Below are 24,881 nucleotides of genomic sequence, written 5' to 3' on the forward strand. Positions count from 1 at the left end.
CAGGTCATCATGCTGCTCCACAAAAGAGGAAGTTTCACATCCTACTCCCCTATAATTTTACCATAATCGACTACCTGACTACATCACTCGCATTTGCATAATTGGTAGAATAGTCTTATAGTTTGTTGCAGGAGGGGGAGTTATGTCTAAGAAGGAATCAACCCAGACGATCTATGAACTCCTTATGATCGGCCTGGCAACACTATCAGTATCGACAATATGGCAGGAAACTCAGTACGACAGCTATATCGTTTGGAGCACATGGAGCATATTTTTCATAGACTTTATGTATCGTCTAATAAATGCACGTCAAAAGTGGGAGTTTATTAAAAAACATCCCTTTATTGTTATTGCAGCAATCCCTCTTGATGCTGTCTTTCAATTTGCCAGATTTGCACGTATTCTTCATTTACTGCGATTGAAATCCATAACCAAATATTACACGCTTCCTTTCATTAAATTTTTAAAAAAGCAACATTTATCTTACATAGCAGGGTTAACTACAATCTTTATTTTCATTTTAATTATTCCACTTAAAAATGTGGAACCCGCTTTATCTACTTACATTGAGGCACTTATAAGTTCATTTACCGCACTAGTCTTTTTTGGAAAATCTAATTTTGAACCTTCCACTTTAATAGGACACACCATTATAGTGATCATTACCATATTCGGGGTCATCTTGCATGGATTAGTGATCAGTACAACCATCGATTACATTATAAAATCCTCATGGGTCCAACGTTTGAGAAAGTATTGGAAAAACCGTGTATCTTAAAGCAAACGCTGTAAAGATGCCACGGTTTTTTCTTATTAAAAGGCCTCATTTAAAATTTCATAAGTTGAACCTGTTTAATTTCTTCTAAAAAAAGGAACATGTTTAACTAGATATCGGAGGTGATGGTATGACAAATGAAAATAAAAATAAAGCGAATTACAGCTCGAAAGAAATTGAAGAAAAACTAAAAGAAGAAGAAAAACGCCCTGAAGATCCTGTACCAGATCAAGATATGAAAAAAGAAGAACGGGAAATTAAGAAAGGCCATAAGTCAAAAAACGACTCTTCCACAGAAGAAAAATATGACGAAGATTTAAAAAACAAGAAATCCGATGAATAAAAAGGAGGCGGATCCTTTGTCTAATTTTAAAGCCTATAAAATTGATAAAACAAGCAACGGTGAACTCTCAGCTCAAGTCGAATACTTATCTAATAGCGACTTACCAGAGAGCGATGTACTTATTAAAGTTCATTACTCAAGCGTGAATTATAAAGACGGGATGGTAACAACACCAGATAATGGTTTAGTAAAAAACTATCCTATCGTTCCTGGTATAGATTTATCAGGAGAAGTTGTTGAATCCAATGATTCTAGATTTTCCAAAGGCGACTCAGTTATTGCCACGAGCTATGAAATTGGAGTCAATCACCATGGAGGTTATAGTGAATACGCAAGCATCCCAGGTGACTGGGTAGTTCCTTTACCTGATGGGATTTCATTAGAAGAAGCTATGATTTATGGTACTGCAGGATTCACCGCTGCTCTATCTGTCCATCGCTTAGAAGAAGACGGCCTTACCCCTGAACATGGAAAGGTTTTAGTTACAGGCTCTACGGGCGGTGTTGGAAGTATGGCCATCGCCATGTTAAGCAAACGAGGATACACAGTTGAAGCAAGTACAGGAAGTACAGAGCATACTCAGTTCTTAAAAGAACTTGGCGCTGAAAGCGTCATCACACGTGAAGACGTGTATGATGGAAAACTAAAACCGTTACAAAGTGAGCGCTGGGCCGCTGCTGTTGACCCTGTCGGAGGGGAACAGCTCGCATCGATCCTAAGTCAGTTAAACTATAATGGGGCCGTTGCCTTAAGTGGATTAACGGGAGGTACAAAAATCCCTGCACAGGTTTATCCTTTCATTTTACGGGGTATCAGTTTTATTGGGATTGATTCTGTCTACTGTCCGATGTCCACTCGAAAAAAGATATGGCTTAGATTAGCTAACGATTTAAAAACGACAGAGGCATTTGAACAGTTAAAATCTGAAATTACATTAAAGGATGTGCCTGATACTTTAAATGACATTTTAAAAGGCCAAACTCGCGGTCGCACTATAATAAAAATGTAAGTAATAAGTAATGGTAGAAAATTTTCTCCTGCAGAAAACCAGTAATTAATATTGACAAACCAGAAGTCGTATATTATTATTATCTATTAGTGCCTTCGCTAAAAAGGTAACTCGGAAAATGAAAGAGTGATAAGTATGAGACTGGCATTCTGCTATGTTTTATTACAACTTAATCACACTGGATCAGCTTCGGAGCTGTAAGGATGCGATAGAGGTAGGGATTGCGTCGTTTAAGTTGATAAAAACTACCATGTAGAACGAACCGCGGCAATATGGTTTAATTACGTGCTTACGTGTAAAATGTAAGTAATCAACAAACAATTTATTCATTATTTCCGAACTGCTATTATAAAGCGAGTCAGACATTGTCTGGCTCGCTTTTCCAATTTATAATTCTCTTTTCAATATTATCGCCTTAATGAATAAAAAAGCGTTTGAACCCTTTGGTTCAAACGCTTTTATTGATAAATATGTTTTACCCTTCCCACTTGACCATTTTCCAGTCGAACTTTAATTCCGTGAGGGTGAGAAGATGACTTTGTCAATAAATCTTTAACTACCCCTCTAGTCAACTTTCCGCTCCTCTGATCTTTCTTCAAAACTATATCTACCTCTAAACCTGGTTTCACATCTTTACGTACTTGCCCGTTCATAATTCACCCACTCTCTCCATTCATTTTACCACAAATCCTTGTGCTTTCATCCACAAAAAAACACCCAGTAAGGGCGTTTTTAAGTAAGCTTATATTAACTTTTTTCTTCATAAGAAGTTTGATTTTGAATACTTCCGTCTTTTTTATGAACAATAGCTTTCGTACCTTTATTCCTGGCAATTTCTTTTGCTCGTTCTACAGCATCGTTTTTATTTTTAAATACGTAAGAAGCTTTTTTGGCATCTTCCGATTGAACTGCCCATCCTTTATCATGGGCTACTACATGCTCTCCTTTATCAAGAAGCTCAGGGCGACTGTCTTCAGCATTATCATCCCGCTTTTTTAATTCTTTGTCAGTCATATTACGAATTTGATCGATCTCGCTTTTACTTGCATTTTCATACCACTCTTTTGCTTGCTCTGTAGCAATCGGGATAGCTCTTCCCTCATCATATCCTTCATCAATCATAGCATTAGCAATATCTATAGCTTTTTTCCTGACCGTCGTGTCTAAGTTTTTCAAAGAACTAGGGTAATCATTCGTATCCCATGGCATTCTCAATCACTCCTTTTCTCTTTTTTCATCTTTACCTCACAGAAAGAAATTTCAAACAAATTTCCTTCGTCAAAATACCTTAAAAACCGTCATTTTTCGGTTTTAAAAAATTTTTTTGGGGAAAATATAATTTATTGTTAGAAATACAGAACATCTTATGTTAGAATTCTTTACATAAGATTTATTAGAGATTTCAGACTATTTATAATAGAACAAATCTCAAAAATAAAACAAAGGTGAGGGTAAAAGAGTATGACGTACACGAAAGAAAACATTAAGCAAGTTGTCAACGAAAAAAATGTAGAATTCATTCGTTTAGAATTCACAGATATGCTAGGTGATACGAAAAACGTTGAACTTCCTATCGAAGAACTGGAATCAGTATTAGAAAATGAAGCAATGTTTGACAGCTCTTCCATTTCCGGCTTTTCTGATATCCAAGAAAGTGATATGTATCTATACCCTGACTTAGATACATTTTTAGTACTGCCCCAAGAGATGGACGAAGATCCAATCGCCCGTTTCATTTGTGATATTTACACTCCCGATGGTGAACCTTTTGAAGGCGACCCACGCTATATTTTAAAACGAGCAGTTGAAGAAGCTAAAGACCTTGGCTATACAGTAAACGTAGGTCCTGAACCAGAGTTCTTCCTATTCAAGCTTAATGATGAAGGATATCCAGTACGTAAAATGAACGACAGAGCTGGCTACTTTGATGCCTCTCCTAAAGATAAAGGGGACAACGTCCGCCGTGATATTGTACGCACGTTGAAAAAGATTGGATTTGAAATGGAAGCTTCCCACCACGAAGTTGCTAAAGGACAGCACGAAATCAACTTCCGTTTCGATGAACTGCTGAAAACAGCAGACAACATTCAAACGTTCAAAAGTGTAGTTAAAGATGTGGCTACTAATCATGATTACCACGCTACTTTTATGCCTAAACCAGTTACAGCTGATAACGGTTCTGGTATGCACTGTCACTTATCCTTGTTTAAAGATGGAAACAGCGCTTTCTATGATAATGGGACAGACGATGAAATTTCTAAAACAATGAAATATTTCATGGGCGGTATTCTTCACCACGCAAGCGGTATTGCTGCTATTACCAATCCTAACGTGAATTCTTATAAGCGTTTAGTACCAGGATACGAAGCTCCTGTAAGTGTAGCTTGGTCTCACTCTAACCGAAGCTGTATGATCCGCGTACCAACTACACGCGGCTTAGGTACTCGCTTTGAAGTTCGTAACCCAGATCCAACAGCTAACCCTTATTTAGCTTTAGCGGTTCTTATCCAAGCTGGACTAGAAGGAATTCGTAATAAGATGGATCCTGGTGAAGCTGAATCTCGTAACTTGTACGAAGTAACTGATGACAGTATTCCTACATTGCCGACAAACCTAAAAGAAGCAATCGAAGCACTTCAAAAAGACAAAGTTCTTCTGAAAGCTCTGGGTGATCATACATCTAAAATTTATATTGCTGAAAAAGATGAAGAGTGGACAGAGTATTCACTGCAAGTAAGTAATTGGGAACTAGAACACTATATGAGCAAATAAGTGCACTCCCCCATATTAATATGGGGGATTCTTTTGCTTATCGTTCAGTAGTTTATTTTTCCTCATTATCGTCTGCAGCATCTTCAGTCTTTATCTTAGCTTCTATATCCTCAATTTCATCAGTCAATTCAGCCAATTTATTTTCAAGCACACTCATAAATATAACTTTTGAATCCTCATCCTTTTCAAATTCTGAAGAATGAACTAATAATCCTTTCACTTGATTTTCAAGTTGGGTAAGAAATTGAATACTCTCAGGACTAGTTTCGTTTTCTTCAACCTTCTGTACTGCCTGGATTTGCTCCAACGCCTCATTCAACTGGTCACATTGGCTTCTTAGCCTGTTGTTTTCTTCGTTAATCTTTTCTATTTGGCTCTCATAGTTATTTGTTTCTACCCTCCGCTTTTCTTCAAGCTTATTCAGTTTTTCGACAGTATTTGTTTTTGCTGTGTTTTCTGCATTAAGTTCTTTTTTCTTCTCTTCTAATTCTTTTTGTGCATTTATATAGCTAGCTTGCAGCAAGGCCATATCATGTTGTTTTTGAGACATCCGTTTACGATTATCAGAAAGTTCTTCCTTTAATGTTTTTACTTCCCGTAGAAGTATTTGTGTTTCTTGTACTAATGCTGCGTTTCTATGTTCTAAAGAACCTTTCTCTTCTAATAACCGCTCTACCTTCTCTTTACTTTGGTTCAGCTCTTTATCATGTCCTTTTAAACGCTTCTCTAACTCTGCTTTAGAGGCGTTAACCTGCTTAGTTAGAGATTGATTTCTCTCTACTAGAGCTTCATTTTCTTTTTTTAAGGATTCGAGCTGAGCGTAATGGTAATTGTCCTGGTAATCTTTCACCTTTTCTTTATATTTGTCTAACTCAGCTTTAAAATAAATAAGTTTTTGTTGCATTTGAATGGGATCACTTTTCATACGTTAAACCTCCGGGACCTATTTTTTCTAGGCTTATATATAATTTTATGTGTATGAAAAAAATAATGGAAGTGTGCAGACCTCATATTTTCTCATTAAGCAAAGAGAGCACTTCAGAAAACTTTTCTTCATTTTCTCGAATGATCAGGTCTAATTCTTCCCTCCATTCACCAGCTGCTTTAATTTCACTTTGCGTTCCACTTTCCTCTGCCCGGCGATTCCAATTCATAAGCAAATGAATGATTAACATATTTAACGTACTGTTCTCTAAAAATACGAAACTGTTATTTCGAGCTTTTTTGTTTTCTTTTAAATCTTTTAATTGGTCTCTCATAAATTGACGGATAAGATGTTTAACTAATAACTGTTCATCATATTCATGGTGGTTAGTCATCTTCTTCCCTCCGTTAATAAGCTGTGCCATTCAAACTAATAGGATTAACCGCTGTAATCCCATCTTTCGTTTCATCACTATAAGCAAAACCCATGATACTGCCTGCATAGTTACCTGTAGGCTGCCACTTCACTTGAAAATTAGAAAAGGTTAACGTTTCTTCTGGATGAATCACCTCTACATCAAATGGTTTAAGCCAAAACTCTTCCTTATTTGATTTTTCATTTAGTCTCTGCCATCCTCCCGGGGTTTTACTGGTATGTTTAAGGGGTTCATAAGTATATTTTCCGGAGAAAGAGAACGGAGTATTTTCAGAGAGTTTGATACAAATATATGGATTATGAAGAGGGACTGTTCCTCGATTAACAAGATGATATGAACCAATACATAAACTTTCTTGTTCCGGATTATGTGAAATATTTAATGAGTATGTAAAGTAAGTAAATAAATGAAGTTGATGGTTTGTCTTGATTTGCTTAATAAGCTGTTTAATCTGGTTCAAATAAGAATTGTTCTGCTTACGGAGTGTACTTATCGCATTTTCAATTTCATCTCCACTTTTCTCCACCATGCTCACCCCTTTACAAAATAAAGAGAGGTTTAGACCTCCCTTCATTTTATGTTCGCTCATCAATAAATAGCACCGCTGCCATAAGTAGAATAACTAGAAAAATTCTCAGTTACCGATTAATCCAATTGTTTCTGAAGATATTTGTTTTAAATTTTATTAGAACGTCTTTTGCTCCTTTTGTAATTGCTTTAGACAAAATTAACTATCTCTATGTTTTGTAGATGCAGATACTTACAAATATATTAATCTACCTTCCTTTCGCAGCATATAAATGCAGTACTAAGGACCAGCTAATTAATTAAGCTGAATATTGGATACATCACTAAACTTTTAAATGTCACGAAACTTCAGCTTTTAAATAACATAAATCATGGGCAACCAGAGGGTGATGAGTGATGGAAAAACAAAAAGTGGTTGAGTCTCAGGAAATCGAAAGCATGAAACAAAGAGTCAAAGCCTACAAAAATACGCTTAACTCTATGAAGGATAGCCCTCTCCTGAGGGAAGACAACCTCATAAGTACGAACAAAAAAAATTCACAGATAGTAGGTGCTTTAAAGATAATGGAAGAAGAGAACGAACAAATAAATAGAGAGAACACTCAGTTGAATCGTTTATCAACACGTCTTGATTCCATTTATGAAATGGTGGAACAGCTAAAAGTTGATGTTCATTCACTAGTAGAAAATATGGAGAAGTTTCCATATGAAGAGCTTTTTGAAAACGTTCATCAAATGTTGAGTATCCAACAGTCGTATATCGAAGAGGACAGGGAAGAAAAGCTTGCTCTTAGAGAAGGGTTAAAAGAGTTGAAGGATAATCTAATGCCTCTGCCCTCAGCAACACAGAAAACAAGTCAACAACCTACAAACTTTCGGCAATTACGAAATATGGTTCAATCATCCAGGGAAATATACGATCCTACTCTGCCTTCTAAAAACAACCGGATACCTCCAAGTTATCAGCCGCCAAGTCAATTCGGGAACCAGCCTAAAAACCAAAATTCATACACAAACAAAAACATCATTAACTCTACAGTCCGAAAGTCACGAAAAAAAAAAGATAGACAACAACTCATCGTTAACAAACGAGGATCAAAAACGTTAACAAAATCCTTTCACTCTGGAGAGCTCACAAAAAAGATTATTATTAAATCCATGCAGCCATCATCTAAAAATAAACCCTATCTTGCTGCTAATAACGTGCAACCTTCCCCTCCTACTGAAAATAAAAATACCAAAGACCATATACCATCCTTTTTTTCTTTTTTCAGAAAGAGGAAGCCATATGAAAAAAAATAATCAGTTGATTGTCCCTAAACCTATTCATAACTTCCTAATAGACCATGGAAAAAAGAACCTGCCTTATGAAGTGTGTGGAATGTTAAGTGGAGTTAACCTAACTGTTCAGCATGTGTGGCCATTGAAAAATGAAGTGAAGTCACAAAGCCGGTTCTTTGTCAGTCAAACCGCAGTTGAAGAAACCTTAAAAAAAGTAAAGGAGAAGTCCGAGGAAGTGCTAGCTATCTATCACTCTCACCCTACGACTTCTCCTTCACCTTCAAGCTCTGACATCATTGAGCATGCCGACACTAATATCCTTATGGTTATTATCTCTTTTAAAATGCCTATACCTGTTATCAAGTGCTTCAAAATCCTCGATTCTACGTATGTTTCTTACCCCCTCACTGTTAAAACATCCTACTAGCCCTCTCCAATTAAAAGTCTTTGATTATACTATATTATATTGGAAAGGAGTTGTTAGGATTGAAACCTAAGAAAGCAAAACAACGAACTACACCTCTTATAAAAAGAGATAAACCGGAACCTACAATTATTAATACTTCCCCTACAAAGAAAAGAGCAAGCTATAAATCCGGTGGCTGCTGCGGTAAACGCAGGTAGACGTACCTTTATGTTTTTACGGGGCTTTTTAGTCCCTTCGTTAATTAAGGACAAGCCCCATACTATGCACCGAAGGAAAGAAATGATTCATTTAATAGATATTTCTTTTAAGAACCTCAAACCAAAATACTCATAGGCCACTGTAACCGTATGAATGCGCTCCTCTGCACTCACACTCAGCCCATATATGATATCTTCATCATTTTGGGGCACTGGATCTGTCTTTGGATTCATTACCGTTTTAGGAACCGATTGAAAATGAGTATTTTCTTCTTCTTCAAAATTATTACTAATCGTAAATCCACTTGCAGCATCCACTACTTGAAAAGCAACTTCAGAAGGAGAGCTCTCCGAGTTGAAATTTACTCCTGTAAAGTGAATATCTCCAATTCCTTTATTACCTAGAGATATGACGACAGTCTTTTTATCCTCGGTTGCCCCGAGTCCTCCTTCAATGAGTGGGGGATTAAATTTAATAAAAGCAAAAAAACTTCCAAAACCCACTATTAATAGAACTCCAAAAATCAAGATCCACTTCATTTTCTTTTCCATTCTTCTGCGAGCATACTGTAAATTACATGATCCACATAATGGTCATAAAGCCATTCTGCTTGTCTGATTTTTCCTTCCTTTGTAAAACCCAGTCGTTCCGGAATTGAACGGCTGCTTTTATTTTGATCGGCTGCTCTAATTTCTACCCTGTTTAACTTTAAGTCTGTAAAGAGATAATCTGTCATAGCCTTTGTGGCCCGCGTCATGATTCCTTTTCCAATAAAAACCTCTCCTAGCCAGTATCCGATGCTTGCACTCCTATTCGTCCAATCAGTGGCATGTGTCCCGATAATTCCCGCAATTTCACCTTTATATAAAATGCATGTAGTTAACCCCTCATTTTCAGCGTATTTCTTCATACCCATTTTTATAAAATCCTCCGTACGCTCTATCGAGTCGTTTCCATCTACCCAACCGAGCCACGTTCTTAAATGTTTACGCGACTGATCTGTTAGTTGATAAAGTTCTACTGCATCGTTTGGTTCTATTAACTTTAACGATAGTTCATCATCAATAGTATTAGTAAACATAAAGTCCCTCTCCTCTGTCAATTTTTTGCAAAATTCGCGTTTAAGTAATTAATTCGATAGTGTAACTGGGATTCCTGCAATGCCTTTTAAAAAAAGCCGTCCTGAGCGGACGACTTTTTCTTACGGCTTTAATATGAGTTTACCTTGAGTCTTTCTTCCCTGCATGAGCTCGTGTACTTTAGCCGCTTCTTCTAAATTATAAACACCGCCAACCGTTAGTTTAAGTTTACTTTTATTAACAAGTGCTAATAATTCTTGCAAACTCTTTTCAACCAAGTCCGGCTTCTTCATTATTTGTGGAAGAAAAAAGCCGATTACCGATAAATTACGGTTCATTAATCCAGCTGGATACATTTCGGCAGGTTTTCCGCTGGCTACACCGTATATAACGACGCGTCCAAAAGAACGCATACATTTAATCGTTTCGTGGAAAATGTCCCCACCTGCCATTTCTAAAGCAATATCGACGCCTTTTCCATTAGTTGCCTCCATCACTGATTCACGCCAGTTCAAGTTGGTATAATTTACGAGATGATCTGCACCAAGTTCTAGAGCCAATGCCAATTTCTCTTCTGTACTTGCCGTTGCAATAACTTTCCCAGCTCCAAAATATTTTGCTAGTTGTACAGCCAGCGATCCTACACCCCCTGCTGCCGCATGAACTAAGACAGTTTCTCCCTTTTCTATTCGTCCCATGGTTGTTAACAAGTGATACGCAGTTAAACCTTGAAGCGGCAAAGCAACTGCCGTTTCATCATCTAACCCTTCAGGTAATGGAATTAAACTATTTGCATCCGCTGCTACATACTCTGCATATCCTCCTGATTCTATCAGCGTCACGACTCGGTCACCTGCCGCGAACTCCTGAACCCCCTCTCCCACTTCTTCCACTACGCCAGTAACTTCCGCTCCGGGTGTAAAAGGGAGAGGTGTTGGTACTACATAAGCTCCTTCACGCCTGGCAGTATCAGCATAGTTAACTCCGATGGCGGTAATTTTCAAGACCACTTCACCATGCTGAGCGGCAGGACGCTCTACTTCTGCGGTTTCGAGTACATCTGGACCTCCGTACTGTTTAAAAAGCACTGTTTTCAAAGGATAACCTCCTTATTTCCCAACAAACTCGGGTTTTCTTTTTTCTTTAAATGCTTGAACGCCTTCTTTATGATCATTGGTATCAATCATCATTGTTTGTGCCATTCTCTCTTGTTCCAATATATCAGCTAAATCAGCACGCTCCGCACGATCGACAAGCTTTTTCATCATACCAAGGGCTCGTCCTGGGCCTTTAGCCAGTTCTAATGCATAACTCATTGCTCCTTCTTCAAGTTCAGACAGCGGAAAGACTCTATTAACTAATCCCCATTCTACAGCTGTTTCGACAGGGATTGGATCTGCTCTAAATAAAAGCTCTTTAGCTCGATAGGGGCCAAGTATTCTAGAGAGAAAGTAATGTCCGCCTCCATCTGCTACAAGTCCTACTTGTGCAAAGCTAAGTACAAATTTCGTGTCTTCACCCGCCAATATTTGGTCGCATGCCAGAGCTAAATTAAAGCCAGCACCCGCCGCATAGCCGTGTACAACCGCAACTATAGGCTTCGCTAAATCTTTCATCATTAAAATCAATTTATTTAACTCTCCGACATGGTCATATAGATGACTTGAAGTAGCAGAACCCATATTTTTTACATCTCCGCCCGCAGAAAATGCACGCCCAGATCCTGATAACACGACAACTTTCACATCCTCGTTATGTTCCGCTTCTATAAGAGCATGTTGTAACCCTGCTATCATTTCATCAGAAAATGCATTTAAACTTTCTGGACGATTCAATACACAAGACATTATTGGTCCATTCAAGCTCACGCTTACATGTTTGTTACCTAATTTACTCATCCATCCCCACTCCTTCATTATGAAATATATTGTTTTTCTTCAATTAAAACTTTCGCAATGTTTCGTTGTCGTTCAATCGAATCTTCAAAATGATACTCACTTAGTAATAAAGCCAGGTTTCGTAAAGCCTTTTTGCGCTCGTCTCCATTTAATAAATATGAAAGGAGTTCACCTGAGGTTTGCTGAACTTCAAAAGCCTTTTTCTCCAAGAAAATATAGGCCATGTCTGTTTTCAGTCCAGCTTGCCGATCAGAAGAATCAATGGCTTTAATCGTACGAAGGATCACTGATTCACTTTCATAAATAGCTATGGCCAAGTCGGCCAGCTTCATTAACGTTTCTTGCTCTGTCTGAATAGCGTTTCCAAATACTTTATAAGCGACGCCGGCAGAAACTAAATACAGATCTTTAAATAAACGGACGGCCTGTTGTAATTTTTCTAAAGGTCCTTGAAGATCTTCCTTCGCCCCCTCCCGTAAAGATTGATTTGCTTTTTCCATGAGGGTTTCGGCGTCAAATTCTTGTTTTGCTGCTTTTTTGTAAAAGCTGCCTGGAATAAGCAGCCTATTAATTTCATTGGTGCCTTCGAATATACGGTTAATACGCGAGTCTCGATAAGCTTGTTCAATAGGATATTCCTTTATAAATCCTGCTCCTCCATGAAGTTGAAGAGCTTCGTCAACAATAGAGTCCAAAGTTTCTGAGCCCGTGATTTTGCAGATTGCTGATTCTAGAGCGTGTTCATTCATTGCTTTTGCGATGGAGGAATAATCACTCGAGTCTTGAAATTTCCCTAACGCATTCTCAATATATCCGGCTGTCCGGTATAGCAGGGATTCTGTAGCATAAATCCTTGACGCCATTTGGGCGAGTTTTTGTTTTGTCGCATTAAACTGGGCAATGGTACGGTCAAATTGCTTACGTTCTGTCGTATGTTCAAGTGCTAGTTTGAAACTATATTTTGCTGCTCCCATCGTAGCGAATCCTAAATTAAATCGTCCGAGATTCAATACGTTTAAAGCGATCAGGTGACCTTTCCCAACTTCGCCGAGAAGATTCTCTTTTGGAACCTCGCAGTCTTCCATTACAACTGAACATGTAGAAGATCCTTTTATCCCCATCTTATCTTCTTCAGGTCCAATAGATAAGCCCTTGAAATCACGCTCAATGATAAAGGCAGTAAAAAACTCCCCATCTACTTTCGCGTATACGATGAAGGTATCAGCAAAAGAGGCATTCGTAATATAAATCTTTGTGCCATTTAAAATGTAATGAGTGCCGGCCTCATTCAGTACCGCCGTAGTTCTAGCAGATAAAGCGTCCGATCCTGCTTCCGGCTCAGTTAAACAATAAGCGCCAATGAATTCGCCGCTCGCTAATTTAGGCAGGTATTTTTCCTTCTGTGCGGGGGAGCCGAAATAAGTGATGGGAAGAGTGGCAATACACGTGTGATTGGAATGAGCAACGCTATACCCGCTCGCATTACCTAACGCTTCCCCAACTATTCCTTTACTTATTTTATCTAACCCCAAACCTCCATATTTCTCTGGAATGCTGTGTCCTAACAGTCCAAGATCACCCGCATGCTTCATTTTCCTGCTTACAAATTCATAATCGCCTGCTTCCATTTGTTTACGATATGGATGTATTTCCCGGGCAATAAACTGTCGAGCTGTGTCAGCGATCATTTTATGCTCGTCTGTACGATCTTCAGGAGTGAATATTAAATTGGGATTAATTTCTGAAATGAGAAAGTCTCCACCCTTTATCGTTGCCTGTACTGGGTTCATCTTTCTACCTCCTTAATTTGTCGTGTTGAAGGCTCAAATTTCCCTATCGTATGAAGGATGCCTTCCTGAGCAACAGATTTAATCTCATTTTCGTCTATCCCCATCTCCATTAAAATCTGACCGATTTTAGTCGCACGGAGCAGCTGAAACGGAGAAATTGATAATCCATTGTAGAAAAGCAAAGCTGTTTGGGCAGAGTCTGACAGTTGAAAGGAACTTTTTTCTACTAAATAAGATAGTAGACTGCCGGCTCCATAGAAATCTTCCATTGTAAAATGTCCACTTGTACCTGAACACACCAGAATAATCGTTTCCTCATAATGTTCGTCAATTAAGTAGTCAGCCATTTCACGATTATTTAATAAGGAAGAAATATACAAATGATCAGCCTGACTTGACCGATTAATCGCTACCGTTCCATTCGTTGTGGATAGGATTAAATGGCTTCCTTTTACAATAGGGTTTAAGAAACTTCGCAATGGGTGATGAAAACCTTCGATTGTCCTTCCTTGTTCTTCGCCAGCCAACACATAAGGTTCACTAATAGACTTAGCTTTTTCTCTAGCCTGAGCCTGGTCAAATACAGGTATGACGGAGCTTGCACCATCTGCTAAAGCTGCAGTAATCGTAGAAGTAGCAAACAGCACGTCAAACACGACGGCAACTTTTCCTTTCATTTGTTCTGGATTAATATCTTCTTTTTTAAAAATCAGTTGAATATTAGCCATCATCTAACCCCGCCGTTCGTTCCGCATGTGTAATGAGATTATTAACAAAAACGTTCATCTCGGCAAATCTCGGATCGTTGGTTTGACCTTTTTTGTAACGATAATAAATCTGCTGTACAATTCCTGCTAACTTAAAGTAAGCAAACGTAAGATAGTAATGAATCTTACTCACGTCCCTTCCACTTTTAGCAGCATAAGATTCGATAAATTCTTCACGAGAATAAAAACCTGGTTTAACAGTCAGAGGAGGTTTACCTAATCCTGTTTGGAGCAATTCAGGATCATCACTTTGAATCCAGTAACTCATGGCTGCGCCTACATCAGCTAATGGATCACCGACCGTTGCCATTTCCCAATCAAATAAACCAACCATATTTCCACTTTCATTAAACATCGCATTGTTAAGCTTATAATCATAATGAATGATGGAGGCTTCTTTGGAAGAAGGAATATTTTCAATTAACCATTTCTTTAACTCTACTGCTTGCACTACATCATCAGTGATTGCTTTTTCGTAACGTTTAATCCATCCGTGAACCTGTCTATCCAAAAAGCCTTCTGGTTTTACCATATGACGCAGATCAGTATTTTTAAAATCAATAGCATGAAGTTCCACTAAGCGGTCTACCATCGTTTCGGATAGTTTCTTTCCCAACTCAGGTGTGCCATTTACCTCATTTGGATATTCCGAATCAAAGACGAGACCATGGCGACGTTCCATAATGAAGAAGGGCTTCCCTATTACATCTCCTTTGTTAAAGGCATAAGGCTTTGGTGCTAAAGGATAGACTTCATGAAGCGCTTTCAATATTTCGTATTCTCTTTCCATATCATGAGCTTTAGGTGCGACTGGCCCCATCGGAGGACGTCGTAAAACAGCCTGCCAATCTCCTACCGTTAGTTCATACGTTAAATTAGAATGCCCGGCACCAAACTGCTTCACTTGTAAAGACTGTTGAGGCGGCAGGTCCGATATACTTTCGTGGAGAAACTTTTCTATTTTAGAAACATCTAACTCTTCCCCTTTCCTAACTTCACGGGTATCTAGTGTACTCATCATGGGGCTCCTCCTTAATTAGCGGCCAGTTGATAGGCTTCTAATTGTTTTTTCATTTCAACAGACAGCGGCTGGCTGACCTGTTTTTCGAAGTCAAATTGAACGATTACTGAAATACCTTTCGCGACAAGTTCTCCTGTTGTTTTTTCATACATATCCTGCTCGAGGTGAAAGCTTGAATTTCCTATTTTCACAACACCGCTTTTAATAACAAGCTGTTGCCCGTAGAACACCTGTTTTAGAAAGTCACATTTTGTCGAAGCTAAGATAAAATTCCAATCTTCATCCACAAGTTTTAAATCATTGAAAAACCTAATACGGGCGTCTTCCATATAAATAAAGAAGTTATTGTTATTGACGTGTCCTAATAAGTCAGTTTCACAGAACCGGACTTGAATTTCAGTCTCATGCATTATGTTCACTCCCTCAATTTTTCACTTTTTTCTCATATTCATAAAATCCTTTTCCTGTTTTACGACCTAATTCCCCCGCTTCAACTTTATCGATTAGTGTTTGTGATGGTTTATCGTTCGGGTCACCTGTCTCAGAATATTGCTGCTTCATGACATAATATCCAACATCCAGTCCGGATAAATCCATTAATTCAAAAGGACCAATTGGATGACGCAGTGCTTTTCTCGTAATCTTGTCGATGTCTTTGAAATCTGCATACCCACCTTCATATAAAGCCATCGCTTCTTTTTGAATAGCGAATAAAATACGGTTGGCAATAAAACCGGAAATTTCTTTTTGTAAAAGTACAGCCGTTCTATTCATACGGTCACATACATCCATGGCAAGTTGAGCAGTTTCTTCAGAAGTGTGCTCCCCTTTGACGACCTCTACACAATCCATAACTAAAGGCGGGAAGAAAAAGTGCATATTGCATACTTTTTCTGGACGTGAAGTAGCATCTGCTATTAATGAACTAACAATGGTCGAAGAATTCGTTGCAAAAACAGTATGACGTGGAACAATAGCGTCAAGCTGCGCGAACACTTCACGCTTTACTTCCAGCTTTTCTACTACGGCCTCGATTACTAAGTCAGCTTCCTCTGCAGCTTCACGCAAATCAGTAGTAATGTACAAATTTTCAAAGGCCTGATCTCGCTGCTCATGTGTGATTTTCTCTTTGGCTACCCATTTGTCCATAATATCAACCAAACTGATTTTCGCTTTTTCTAACGTTTCGCCTTGGAGATCCTGTAAGTTGGTTTTAAAACCTGCTAGTGCACTCAGCATTGCAATTTGGTGGCCCATAGAGCCGGCACCGACCACTGTTACGTTTTTTACATTCATTTCTTCTCCTCCTCAATTCCTTGCAAAATTATGTTCATATAAATATTTGTTAATTCCTGCTCTTTTACTTCTCCCCCGGGCTCATACCAAAAATAACTCCAGTTTGCTATCCCTAAAATGGCATAAGAGATCATATCTGCTCGTAAGTCTGCACGAAACTCCCCTTTAGCGATCCCTCCTTCAATGATTGCTTGAATGTTTTTTTGAAACTGATCTCGTTTTGGCAGAATTTCTTGCGTTTTCGCTTCACTTAAATGACGCATTTCTCGAAAGAAGACCATGGCACTATCTACGCCATCGGCAATATTCGAAATCAGCATTTCAACTATTGCATACAATTTGTCTTTGTTAGAATAATTTTCAATATGCATGATATGCCTTTGTTTATGAAGCAAACCTGTTATAAAAGTGTTGTGAATATACACAAGTACGTCTTCTTTACTTTTAAAGTAATAATAAAAAGTTCCCTTCGTCATTCCGTTCGCCTCTACAATGTCTTTTATTGAGGTCTCCCTGAATCCTTTACGTCCAAATAGTGCAATACACGTATAGATCATTTTTTCTTTCATGGGAAGTTCAGCTTTTTTAACACTCTTCTCTTTTAACATGAAGCATGCATTCCTCCATCAACGACGAGAACATCTCCCGTGACGTAATTGGAAGCATTAGAAGCTAGAAACAAAGCTGCTCCCTTTAAATCTTCTTCGCTTCCAAACCGCCCAAGAGGGGTACGGTCTAAAATAAAATCGCCCCCTTGCTCTAGAACACCTCGCGACATTTTTGTTGGAAAGAAACCCGGAGCCAGTGCATTTACTTGTATGTTCTTAGCCCCCCACTTTACTGCTAAATCTTTCGTAAAGGTAATAACAGCTCCCTTACTGGCATTGTAGCCTACTGTATCCATGAATCGGGAATCGGATCCTCCCAGGCCGGCAACAGACGCAATGTTAATGATTTTCCCAAATTCTTGTTTAACCATAACTTCGCCTACTTTTTGTGACATAAGAAACGTGCCCGTTACATTCACATTCATTACTTTTTGAAAAGCTTCCAAAGGCATATCTAATGCTGGTGCCCCCCATGTTGCCCCGCTGTTATTTACTAAAATATCGATCGTCCCAAAAGCTGCTACTGTTTCGTCCACTACCCTTTGAACATCTTCCGGATTTGTTACGTTACAGCTAAGCGCCAATGTTTGCACCTGCAGCTCCTTTTCTAGTCTTTGAGCTACCTCTTCACAAGCTTCTTTTTTTCTTGAACATAAAACAATGTTAGCTCCTGCTTCTGCCAGCCCTTCTGCAATTTGTTTCCCTAAGCCTCGACCTCCGCCTGTAACAATGGCGGTTTTCCCTTGTAAATTAAATAAGTTCATGACGTGCATTTTTTATCACTCCTTATATTTTGATAGTTCAAGTTTAGCAATTTGCCGCCGATGGACTTCATCTGGTCCATCAGCCAGTCGTAAAGTTCGTGAATTGGCCCATTGTGCTGCTAATGTAAAATCATTGCTTACTCCAGCTGCCCCATGAGCTTGAATTGCGCGGTCAATCACACGCAGAGCCATATTTGGCGCAACCACTTTGATCATTGCAATCTCTGTTTTTGCCGCTTTATTACCTACAGTATCCATCTTATAAGCAGCTTTTAATGTTAAAAGACGCGCCTGTTCCAGTTCAATTCTTGAGTCTGCAATCCATTCGCGAATCACTCCTTGCTCGGCTAGGGGCTTGTGAAAGGCCACTCTGCCTTGTACGCGCTTACATAATTCTTCAAGCGCACGCTCTGCTGCTCCAATCAACCTCATGCAATGGTGAATCCTTCCTGGCCCTAAACGGCCCTGGGCAATTGCAAACCCCTTCCCTTCCCCCCAGATCATGTTAGCGGCAGGAACACGAACGTTTTCAAAATCAATTTCTCCATGGCCGTGAGGGGCATGATCATATCCAAATACAGGGAGCATCCTGCGAATGGATACACCTGGTGTGTCTAAGGGAACTAGAATCATAGACTGCTGCTCATATTTATTAGCTTCCGGATCTGTTTTCCCCATAAAAATAGCAATTTCACAACGTGGATCTCCTGCGCCAGAAGACCACCATTTCCGTCCATTAATGACATACTCGTCCCCTTCTCTAACAATCCGTGCTTCAATATTTGTTGCATCAGATGATGCCACATCAGGTTCGGTCATTGAAAAGCAGGAACGAATTTCTCCATTAAGTAAAGGACTCAGCCATTTTTCTTTTTGCTCATCGCTGCCATACCGGCTCAGCACTTCCATATTACCCGTATCGGGGGCATTACAATTAAACACTTCTGGAGCTAATAGGGAACGCCCCATAATTTCACATAAGGGGGCGTATTCTAGATTTGTTAGACCCGCACCATATGTATCATCAGGAAGAAAAAGATTCCACAGACCCTGCTCTTTGGCGTATACTTTCAGCTCCTCTATAATAGGCGGTACCTGTGCCCATCTGGATTCCTGTTTATTTAACTGGTCTCCATAAACTTTCTCATTCGGGTAAATATATTTCTCCATAAAATCCATCACCCTCTGACGATAAGACACTACTTTCTCTGAATAATCAAAGTTCAAAGTTGTCGATCTCCTTTCCCGGTACAACATACCGACCGGTTAGTATGCAATTTCCATTTTATCCCGATAATTCTGATAATTCAAGCAATAAGTGAATATCTATTCATTTATTGCTTCTAAATTCAAATAGAACATCATCTGTCACTTCCGATAATTGATATCCTTGAAAATAATTTTCCCCATTCAACGTCAATACACTGTGCATTCCGTGGATACGGGCTAAGCTTTTTTAGAACTTAGCAAGGAAGCTGAGGGTTGTGCTGTACCTACAGGAGTCATTTTGAATACGATAATGCCTTGCGTTTATACAATTCCATTTCTATCGAATTATTTCCGACCTATTCAATTATGTATAATTCCAAAAGAGTAATGTACCAAAGATTATAGAAAGGGTAATAAGCAGCTGCAAAGAAATCCCTATTGTTGAACAAATCAATCCTCCTTTTGCTATCCCTGCATACTGATAATCTGCTTCAAAGTTTTTCACTACTTTCTTCCCGTATATTACGCCCATCACCCCAAGAATTAATCCGATGACAGGAAATAAAATTGAAAGTATTCCTAAGATTAAAGAAGCTAAGGCCGTGCCTTTTATATTCATACCGACATTCCCTTTCTTTTATTAGTTATCAAATGACGTGCAGCCATCCCGCTGATGAAAGTTAGGAAAGTATATACAACAGTCCAAATAAAGAATGATAGATTATAGATTGTTAACTTCATTATGATGGAGCTTACAGCTACAATACCTGGCATTAAATATATCTTCCTAAACATCCCTTCACCTAATAGTCCAAGGATAATTGATACCACCGGGTATACGGCTAATAGTAAGATAAAAGATTCCATTTCCTGCTGTCCCCTTTATTAAAATCTTTTCTTTTCCTAAATTCGATATATATTTCTTAACTCCTTCCTTTACAAAAAAATCTGACCTTCTAGTAAAAGGTCAGGTTCCAATCTGTCAACAAAGCTAAGATGTACTTCATACACTTTCTAATGCAAGGAATTTCACACTTTTTAAGGCTCCTCTACAGGCTTATTTTGTGCGCCTGTGCGGACAAATACCACTCGCTTTCCGCGGACGAACGCCCGAGCCTCCTCGTGAAAAGCCCACTGCGGGGTCTCGGATCGCCCGTTTTTCCGCAGGAGTCTCCTGGTATTTGCCCGCCCTTCACCGAAAAAGACTCTCCTTCATCTAACTCACCTTGGTTAGGTGAAAAGCAACCTTTTTCATGTTCTGGCAGGCAGCCGTCATCAGCGCCTGTTCCTTGTCGAGTGATAAGGCACTGCGTCCGTTACCTTTTGGGGGATAAAGGAGAAATCGATGTGATCAATCTTACGAAGTAAGTGATTTCTAGGACAAGCTCTTCAATCGTTACAATTTCCATTTCATTTTGTCGATCTTTTCTTGATTGAAACAAAACCATCACCGCCTTTAGGAATTCTATCTTAAGAATAACAAAAGAAAAGATTGTATTTTAGGAAAAAAAAGACTGTCGATAACTTTCTCGACAGCCTGAAACCTGACCTTCCTAATAGAAGGTCAGGTTTATTTAAGATTTAATAAACTGTGTTACTAACATATTGATCAAGTTTGATATTTGATTTTTCTGCCAACGTTTTACCCAGACTTTCATCCGCCTGATAGAAGTTAGCGATCATTCGTCCCACAATGTTCCGGTCTTCGATCTCATCAAAGTCCATCATAAGGTTACGAATAAGGCCTTCTTTTGTTTGTTCATCATAATTACGGTAAATACGTCCAGCCTGACCAAAATAATTAGGTTTATCAATAATTTCACGACCAGCTGTCCCCTTAACAGGTTGTGGCGGTTCCTCATAACCTTCAACTGGAGCGGGCTCTCTACTATGACTGTTAGGTTCATAGTTTACGTGACGAATCCCTGTGTCTCTAGCCATAAATCCTTCTTGTTGATTATTGTTCACGTCTACTTTTGGACGGTTAATTGGCAGCTGCTGATAATTGGGGCCTACGCGATGGCGCTGCGTGTCCGAATAGGAGAACAAACGCCCTTGAAGAAGCTTGTCCTCAGAAGGCAGCATACCAGGTACTAGAACTCCTGGGTTGAATCCAACTTGCTCCGTCTCTTCGAAAAAGTTATCTACGTTCTTGTTTAAGGTCATCGTCCCAACAAGCTCCCAAGGCACATCTTCTTCTAACCAGTCTTTTGTCGCATCAAGCGGATTAAAGTCAAAATCATTTAACTCATCAGGACGCAGCACTTGCACATAAAGATCCCATTCTGGATAATTGCCGTCTGCAATGGCATTGTAAAGATCGACTGTCGCATGGTTAAAGTCTTCTCCTTGGACTTCTTTAGCTGCATCAGGAGTTAAATTTTTCATCCCTTCTTTAGGATCCCAGCGAAGCTTGATGTAAAAAGTCTCTCCTTTATCGTTATACCATTTAAACGCGTGGACACTTGATCCGCGCATATTACGGTATGTTGCTGGAATTCCTTCATCAGTAAATAAGTGAAGCATCATGTTCGTCGTTTCAGGGGAAAGAGACATAAAATCCCAGTAACGTGCTGGATCTTGTACGTTTGTAACAGGATCAGGCTTCAGAGAATGAATGACATCAGGAAACTTGATCGCATCCCGAATGAAGAAGACTGGAAGCGTGTTCCCCACAAAATCATAGTTTCCTTCATCTGTATAAAATTTCACGGAGAAGCCTCTTGGATCGCGTGCTGTTTCAGGTGAATGCTTGCCGTGAATAACAGTTGAGAAACGTGTAAATACCGGGGTTTCTTTTCCTTCTTCTTGTAAAAAGTCCGCTGTGGTATATTTACTCATACTATTTTTTGTCACAAAAACACCGTGTGCCCCCGCTCCTCGTGCATGTACAACACGCTCAGGGATACGCTCCCGATCAAAGTGAGCGATTTTCTCAATCATTTGATAGTCTTCTATAAGTATAGGGCCATTCCTGCCCGCTGTTCTAGAATTTTGATTATCAGAGATAGGTACACCTTGGTTCGTGGTCATACGCTTTTTGTTATTTTTATCTGACATAATATCCTCTCTTTCATCCTATTATAGATTCTCCCGTAAGTTTCTCACTTAATGTGGGCTGCATAAGTGAAATACCCTTACTAATCTATAACAAAACTACTTTTTAATAATTATAATCTAAAAATCTTTAAAAATTAGCTTTGACTATTGTGGTGGTTTAATAAAAATACGTATATAAACGAAGAGTTAGTTATAATTGATAAGCAACTTAACGGACAGTCCGATCATCACATGCTAAACTGTGAATGTTCTTAAACATAAGGAGGCTTATTTTAGATGCAGTTATCTCAATCATATACATTACCATCAGGTGTGGAATTAAAAAACCGTATATTAATGGCACCCATGACGAACTTTTTATCCAACGATGATGGGAGCGTCTCACTCAAAGAACTCGATTATTACGCACGCCGTTCAGGTGGTGTAGGGGCAGTTATCACAGCTTGTGCTAATGTAAATGCCCAAGGAAAAGGCTTCGAGGGTGAAATTGGTGTTGACCGAGATGAGCTTATTCCTGGACTTAGAAAGTTAGCTGCAAGTATACATGAACAAGGTTCTAAAGCCATTTTACAAATTTACCATGGAGGGAGAATGTGTCCTCCTCACCTTGTTCCTCATAATGAGCCAGTCAGTGCTAGTGCCATCGCTCCTGAAAGAGAGGGTGCTGTAACACCACGAGCATTAACAGAAGAAGAAATTGAACAAACAATCATTGATTTTGGAGAAGCTGCTCGCCGAGCGATAAAAGCTGGTTTTGATGGAGTGGAAATTCACGGTGCTAACACGTACTTGCTTCAGCAATTCTTCTCTCCTCATTCTAATCGCAGAAAGGATCAGTGGGGTGGCAATGTTCGTAATCGTATGAATTTTCCGCTGGCTGTTATAGAAACTGTCATTAAAAAAGTAACTGCTCATGCTGATAAACCCTTCGTGGTCGGCTACCGATTATCGCCAGAAGAACGGGAAAATCCAGGTATTACAATGGAAGATACTCTTCAGTTCATTGATGTGTTAACTGATCAAAACTTAGATTACCTGCACATCTCTTTGAGTCAATTCCATCAAAGTTCAATGAGAGATGATCATTCAACTAGACCAGTGATTAATCAAATCGTAGAGCGAGCGGGTCAAAAAGTTCCAGTAATGGGTGTAGGATCACTTTATACACCTAACGAGGTCGAAGAAGCTTTAGAGACCGTGCCTCTAGTCTCTTTAGGCCGTGAACTTTTAATTGAACCTGACTGGATGCAGAAAATCCAATCAGGTGACTCCATACGTACAAAAATGCCGAAAGCTCCTGGTGAAGATATCCTAATCCCTGAACCTATGTGGACAAAAATTATGAGCGTTCCTAACTGGATCCCGGTAGAAAAATAGACGATGCGAAGACTTCTATGCGCTTCTGAGATCCCGAAGAAGCGCAGTGTGAATGCACTTAAACATAAGTCACCCGAACGGATTTCTACAGAATCTTTTGGGTGATTTATGCTTTATTCAGTTTTGTTCAAGCCTCTTATTTCGTTAATCATCCTTCTTAAAAATGAAATCGTATATTTAGTTTCAGGAAGAACCTTCTTAATCCATTCAAATTCACGGTCTAAGAGTTCAAAAATTATTTCAGCTGCACGAGGATGTCCCTTAATTGTTAGCTGCTCATAAACCTTATTGATCGGGTGCAAAGCCTCCTCATTCATAGATCTTTCCGCCATTTTCAACCCCAGCTGAGCCCGTTCTGGGCAAAGCTTTTGCAAAAGCACCTTCACCAGGTTTTCCATAACGCTATTTAAAATTTTCACCGACCAGATATCATTTTTTCGTTCAGCAGATTTCTTATATTGGAGAAGGAAAAAAGCCGTATCATCTACTGCATCTACAAAATCCTGGTCTGAGAGGGTTAATTTCTGATGTTTACTATACTTCTCCATTCGCTGGTGGGGATCATATAATACTTCAAAGTAATCTTTATGTATAAGTGTTTCCTCAGTAACTGTGAACAAATCGACATGAAGCAAGTTATCATAAACTGCAATAATCTGCGGAGCAATAATGAAAATATCATCTTGAAATATCATTTCTCGATATGCTTCTAAATGACGGACTCGCTTAGGAAGAAATTTATCCTCATCATCTACTAATACGTATAGATCCACATCCGAATGTTCATCCTCTTCCTTTCGTCCCATCGATCCTTTTAAAAACACAGACTTTACTAACTCGTCCTCCTTTAAACTTCTCGTAATACTGTTTACTGCTTCATGTTGACGCATCTAAATCCCTCCTATAAAATCATTATAATATCACAACCTAAATACTGGAAGATGGAAATAAGAAAAGAAAGGCTGTGACTTTATCAAAAGAGATAGAACACTAGCAGATCTAAAGATTGAGGTACTATATTACGATTACCGCAGCACCACTCTAAACGAAACGACATCCAGGCTCAGCACTTTAAATCTTCTGCCGGCCACTTCGGAGAAACTACCGCCGACCCTTATCTTTAGTACTTATCCTCGGACAGCTGCCACGTGTTAAAAGACCTCCACCTTTTTGATGGTATTTCCCCCTTTTCAAATCGATGCTCTCTTTGTTAATCCCTTCTTTTTATCATTCCTTGCAGTGACAAATTTCAAGGCACTGACATTTGACTTTACCTATAATCAACTCTTTCGGGAATTAGATGGCTTATTTAAAAACA

Annotated in this window: 28 protein-coding genes and 1 pseudogene; 7 read left to right on the top strand and 22 right to left on the bottom strand. The window is 39.1% G+C overall.

Features of this window, described 5'->3' with window-relative positions:
* The first annotated feature begins 142 nt into the window (after nt 1–142).
* The 3 genes from ACGTNH_RS15990 (at nt 143) to ACGTNH_RS16000 (ending at nt 2,127) form a co-directional block, all read left to right on the top strand.
* Nucleotides 143–778, top strand: a complete 636-nt coding sequence (locus ACGTNH_RS15990) for a hypothetical protein (protein WP_394587934.1) — start codon at nt 143–145, stop codon at nt 776–778.
* Nucleotides 779–905: 127 nt separating this feature from the next.
* Nucleotides 906–1,118 carry a hypothetical protein gene (locus tag ACGTNH_RS15995; RefSeq protein WP_394587935.1) on the top strand — a complete coding sequence of 71 codons (213 nt, stop codon included), beginning with the start codon at nt 906–908 and terminating at the stop codon, nt 1,116–1,118.
* 16 nt (nt 1,119–1,134) lie between these two features.
* A complete protein-coding gene (locus ACGTNH_RS16000; RefSeq protein WP_394587936.1) occupies nt 1,135–2,127 on the top strand; it encodes an acrylyl-CoA reductase family protein in 993 nt (330 codons plus the stop codon).
* A 458-nt stretch (nt 2,128–2,585) separates the two neighbouring features.
* On the opposite strand, the gene ACGTNH_RS16005 is transcribed toward ACGTNH_RS16000, so the two are convergent.
* Nucleotides 2,586–2,780 (bottom strand): YwbE family protein, encoded by a 195-nt coding sequence (locus ACGTNH_RS16005; protein WP_394587937.1) that lies wholly within the window; start codon nt 2,778–2,780, stop codon nt 2,586–2,588.
* A 94-nt stretch (nt 2,781–2,874) separates the two neighbouring features.
* A complete protein-coding gene (locus ACGTNH_RS16010) occupies nt 2,875–3,336 on the bottom strand; it encodes a DUF2188 domain-containing protein (RefSeq protein WP_394587938.1) in 462 nt (153 codons plus the stop codon).
* A gap of 252 nt (nt 3,337–3,588) precedes the next feature.
* Here ACGTNH_RS16010 and glnA point away from each other — a divergent pair, with 252 nt between their 5' ends.
* Complete coding sequence (glnA, locus tag ACGTNH_RS16015) at nt 3,589–4,899, top strand: type I glutamate--ammonia ligase (protein ID WP_394587939.1); 1,311 nt, start codon at nt 3,589–3,591, stop codon at nt 4,897–4,899.
* Between the two features lie 52 nt (nt 4,900–4,951).
* On the opposite strand, the gene ACGTNH_RS16020 is transcribed toward glnA, so the two are convergent.
* The 3 genes from ACGTNH_RS16020 to ACGTNH_RS16030 form a co-directional block, all read right to left on the bottom strand.
* Complete coding sequence (locus ACGTNH_RS16020; RefSeq protein WP_394587940.1) at nt 4,952–5,824, bottom strand: coiled-coil domain-containing protein; 873 nt, start codon at nt 5,822–5,824, stop codon at nt 4,952–4,954.
* 82 nt (nt 5,825–5,906) lie between these two features.
* Nucleotides 5,907–6,218 (bottom strand): hypothetical protein, encoded by a 312-nt coding sequence (locus ACGTNH_RS16025; protein ID WP_394587941.1) that lies wholly within the window; start codon nt 6,216–6,218, stop codon nt 5,907–5,909.
* Between the two features lie 13 nt (nt 6,219–6,231).
* Nucleotides 6,232–6,786 (bottom strand): hypothetical protein, encoded by a 555-nt coding sequence (locus ACGTNH_RS16030; RefSeq protein ID WP_394587942.1) that lies wholly within the window; start codon nt 6,784–6,786, stop codon nt 6,232–6,234.
* A gap of 398 nt (nt 6,787–7,184) precedes the next feature.
* Here ACGTNH_RS16030 and ACGTNH_RS16035 point away from each other — a divergent pair, with 398 nt between their 5' ends.
* Both ACGTNH_RS16035 and ACGTNH_RS16040 read left to right on the top strand, forming a co-directional pair.
* Entirely contained in the window at nt 7,185–8,090 is a 906-nt protein-coding gene (locus ACGTNH_RS16035; protein ID WP_394587943.1) for a hypothetical protein, read from the top strand.
* Nucleotides 8,077–8,496, top strand: a complete 420-nt coding sequence (locus ACGTNH_RS16040) for a M67 family metallopeptidase (protein ID WP_394587944.1) — start codon at nt 8,077–8,079, stop codon at nt 8,494–8,496. Before ACGTNH_RS16035 ends, ACGTNH_RS16040 begins: the two co-directional genes overlap by 14 nt.
* A gap of 284 nt (nt 8,497–8,780) precedes the next feature.
* Here the strand turns inward: ACGTNH_RS16040 and ACGTNH_RS16045 are convergent, their stop codons facing one another.
* From ACGTNH_RS16045 to ACGTNH_RS16120, 16 genes and pseudogenes are all read right to left on the bottom strand, one after another.
* Complete coding sequence (locus ACGTNH_RS16045) at nt 8,781–9,233, bottom strand: hypothetical protein (protein WP_394587945.1); 453 nt, start codon at nt 9,231–9,233, stop codon at nt 8,781–8,783.
* On the bottom strand, nt 9,230–9,775 hold the full coding sequence (locus ACGTNH_RS16050; protein ID WP_394587946.1) for a GNAT family N-acetyltransferase: 546 nt from the start codon (nt 9,773–9,775) through the stop codon (nt 9,230–9,232). The genes ACGTNH_RS16045 and ACGTNH_RS16050 overlap by 4 nt, the downstream gene beginning before the upstream one ends.
* Before the next feature lie 120 nt (nt 9,776–9,895).
* The gene (locus ACGTNH_RS16055; RefSeq protein WP_394587947.1) at nt 9,896–10,870 is read right to left on the bottom strand and encodes a quinone oxidoreductase family protein; all 975 of its coding nucleotides are present in this window, start codon (nt 10,868–10,870) and stop codon (nt 9,896–9,898) included.
* Nucleotides 10,871–10,882: 12 nt separating this feature from the next.
* Nucleotides 10,883–11,671, bottom strand: coding sequence for an enoyl-CoA hydratase/isomerase family protein (locus tag ACGTNH_RS16060; RefSeq protein WP_394587948.1), 789 nt, complete (start codon nt 11,669–11,671; stop codon nt 10,883–10,885).
* A gap of 17 nt (nt 11,672–11,688) precedes the next feature.
* Nucleotides 11,689–13,461 carry an acyl-CoA dehydrogenase FadE gene (locus tag ACGTNH_RS16065; protein WP_394587949.1) on the bottom strand — a complete coding sequence of 591 codons (1,773 nt, stop codon included), beginning with the start codon at nt 13,459–13,461 and terminating at the stop codon, nt 11,689–11,691.
* Entirely contained in the window at nt 13,458–14,189 is a 732-nt protein-coding gene (locus ACGTNH_RS16070; protein WP_394587950.1) for a 2-phosphosulfolactate phosphatase, read from the bottom strand. Before ACGTNH_RS16070 ends, ACGTNH_RS16065 begins: the two co-directional genes overlap by 4 nt.
* On the bottom strand, nt 14,182–15,249 hold the full coding sequence (locus ACGTNH_RS16075; protein ID WP_394587951.1) for a phosphotransferase family protein: 1,068 nt from the start codon (nt 15,247–15,249) through the stop codon (nt 14,182–14,184). Before ACGTNH_RS16075 ends, ACGTNH_RS16070 begins: the two co-directional genes overlap by 8 nt.
* An 11-nt stretch (nt 15,250–15,260) precedes the next feature.
* Entirely contained in the window at nt 15,261–15,659 is a 399-nt protein-coding gene (locus ACGTNH_RS16080) for an acyl-CoA thioesterase (protein WP_394587952.1), read from the bottom strand.
* 13 nt (nt 15,660–15,672) lie between these two features.
* A complete protein-coding gene (locus ACGTNH_RS16085) occupies nt 15,673–16,545 on the bottom strand; it encodes a 3-hydroxyacyl-CoA dehydrogenase family protein (RefSeq protein WP_394587953.1) in 873 nt (290 codons plus the stop codon).
* Complete coding sequence (locus tag ACGTNH_RS16090; protein WP_394587954.1) at nt 16,542–17,153, bottom strand: TetR/AcrR family transcriptional regulator; 612 nt, start codon at nt 17,151–17,153, stop codon at nt 16,542–16,544. Before ACGTNH_RS16090 ends, ACGTNH_RS16085 begins: the two co-directional genes overlap by 4 nt.
* Nucleotides 17,147–17,926, bottom strand: coding sequence for an SDR family oxidoreductase (locus tag ACGTNH_RS16095; protein ID WP_394587955.1), 780 nt, complete (start codon nt 17,924–17,926; stop codon nt 17,147–17,149). Before ACGTNH_RS16095 ends, ACGTNH_RS16090 begins: the two co-directional genes overlap by 7 nt.
* Nucleotides 17,927–17,932: 6 nt before the next feature.
* Nucleotides 17,933–19,144 carry an acyl-CoA dehydrogenase gene (locus ACGTNH_RS16100; RefSeq protein ID WP_394587956.1) on the bottom strand — a complete coding sequence of 404 codons (1,212 nt, stop codon included), beginning with the start codon at nt 19,142–19,144 and terminating at the stop codon, nt 17,933–17,935.
* Nucleotides 19,145–19,490: 346 nt separating this feature from the next.
* Nucleotides 19,491–19,745, bottom strand: a complete 255-nt coding sequence (locus ACGTNH_RS16105) for a DUF4190 domain-containing protein (RefSeq protein ID WP_394587957.1) — start codon at nt 19,743–19,745, stop codon at nt 19,491–19,493.
* Nucleotides 19,742–19,993: a DUF2651 family protein gene (locus ACGTNH_RS16110; protein WP_394587958.1), complete on the bottom strand. Its 252-nt coding sequence runs from the start codon at nt 19,991–19,993 to the stop codon at nt 19,742–19,744. The genes ACGTNH_RS16105 and ACGTNH_RS16110 overlap by 4 nt, the downstream gene beginning before the upstream one ends.
* A gap of 411 nt (nt 19,994–20,404) precedes the next feature.
* Nucleotides 20,405–20,574: pseudogene (locus ACGTNH_RS16115) on the bottom strand (IS5/IS1182 family transposase); the annotation flags it as partial.
* Between the two features lie 133 nt (nt 20,575–20,707).
* The gene (locus ACGTNH_RS16120) at nt 20,708–22,186 is read right to left on the bottom strand and encodes a catalase (RefSeq protein WP_394587959.1); all 1,479 of its coding nucleotides are present in this window, start codon (nt 22,184–22,186) and stop codon (nt 20,708–20,710) included.
* Between the two features lie 276 nt (nt 22,187–22,462).
* Here ACGTNH_RS16120 and ACGTNH_RS16125 point away from each other — a divergent pair, with 276 nt between their 5' ends.
* Nucleotides 22,463–23,563 carry an NADH-dependent flavin oxidoreductase gene (locus ACGTNH_RS16125; RefSeq protein WP_394587960.1) on the top strand — a complete coding sequence of 367 codons (1,101 nt, stop codon included), beginning with the start codon at nt 22,463–22,465 and terminating at the stop codon, nt 23,561–23,563.
* A gap of 113 nt (nt 23,564–23,676) precedes the next feature.
* On the opposite strand, the gene ACGTNH_RS16130 is transcribed toward ACGTNH_RS16125, so the two are convergent.
* Nucleotides 23,677–24,453 carry a nucleotidyltransferase domain-containing protein gene (locus ACGTNH_RS16130; protein ID WP_394587961.1) on the bottom strand — a complete coding sequence of 259 codons (777 nt, stop codon included), beginning with the start codon at nt 24,451–24,453 and terminating at the stop codon, nt 23,677–23,679.
* Between the last annotated feature and the right edge of the window lie 428 nt (nt 24,454–24,881).

This window comes from Halobacillus sp. B23F22_1 (genome assembly GCF_043497005.1).
GTDB lineage: Bacteria > Bacillota > Bacilli > Bacillales > Halobacillaceae > Halobacillus_A.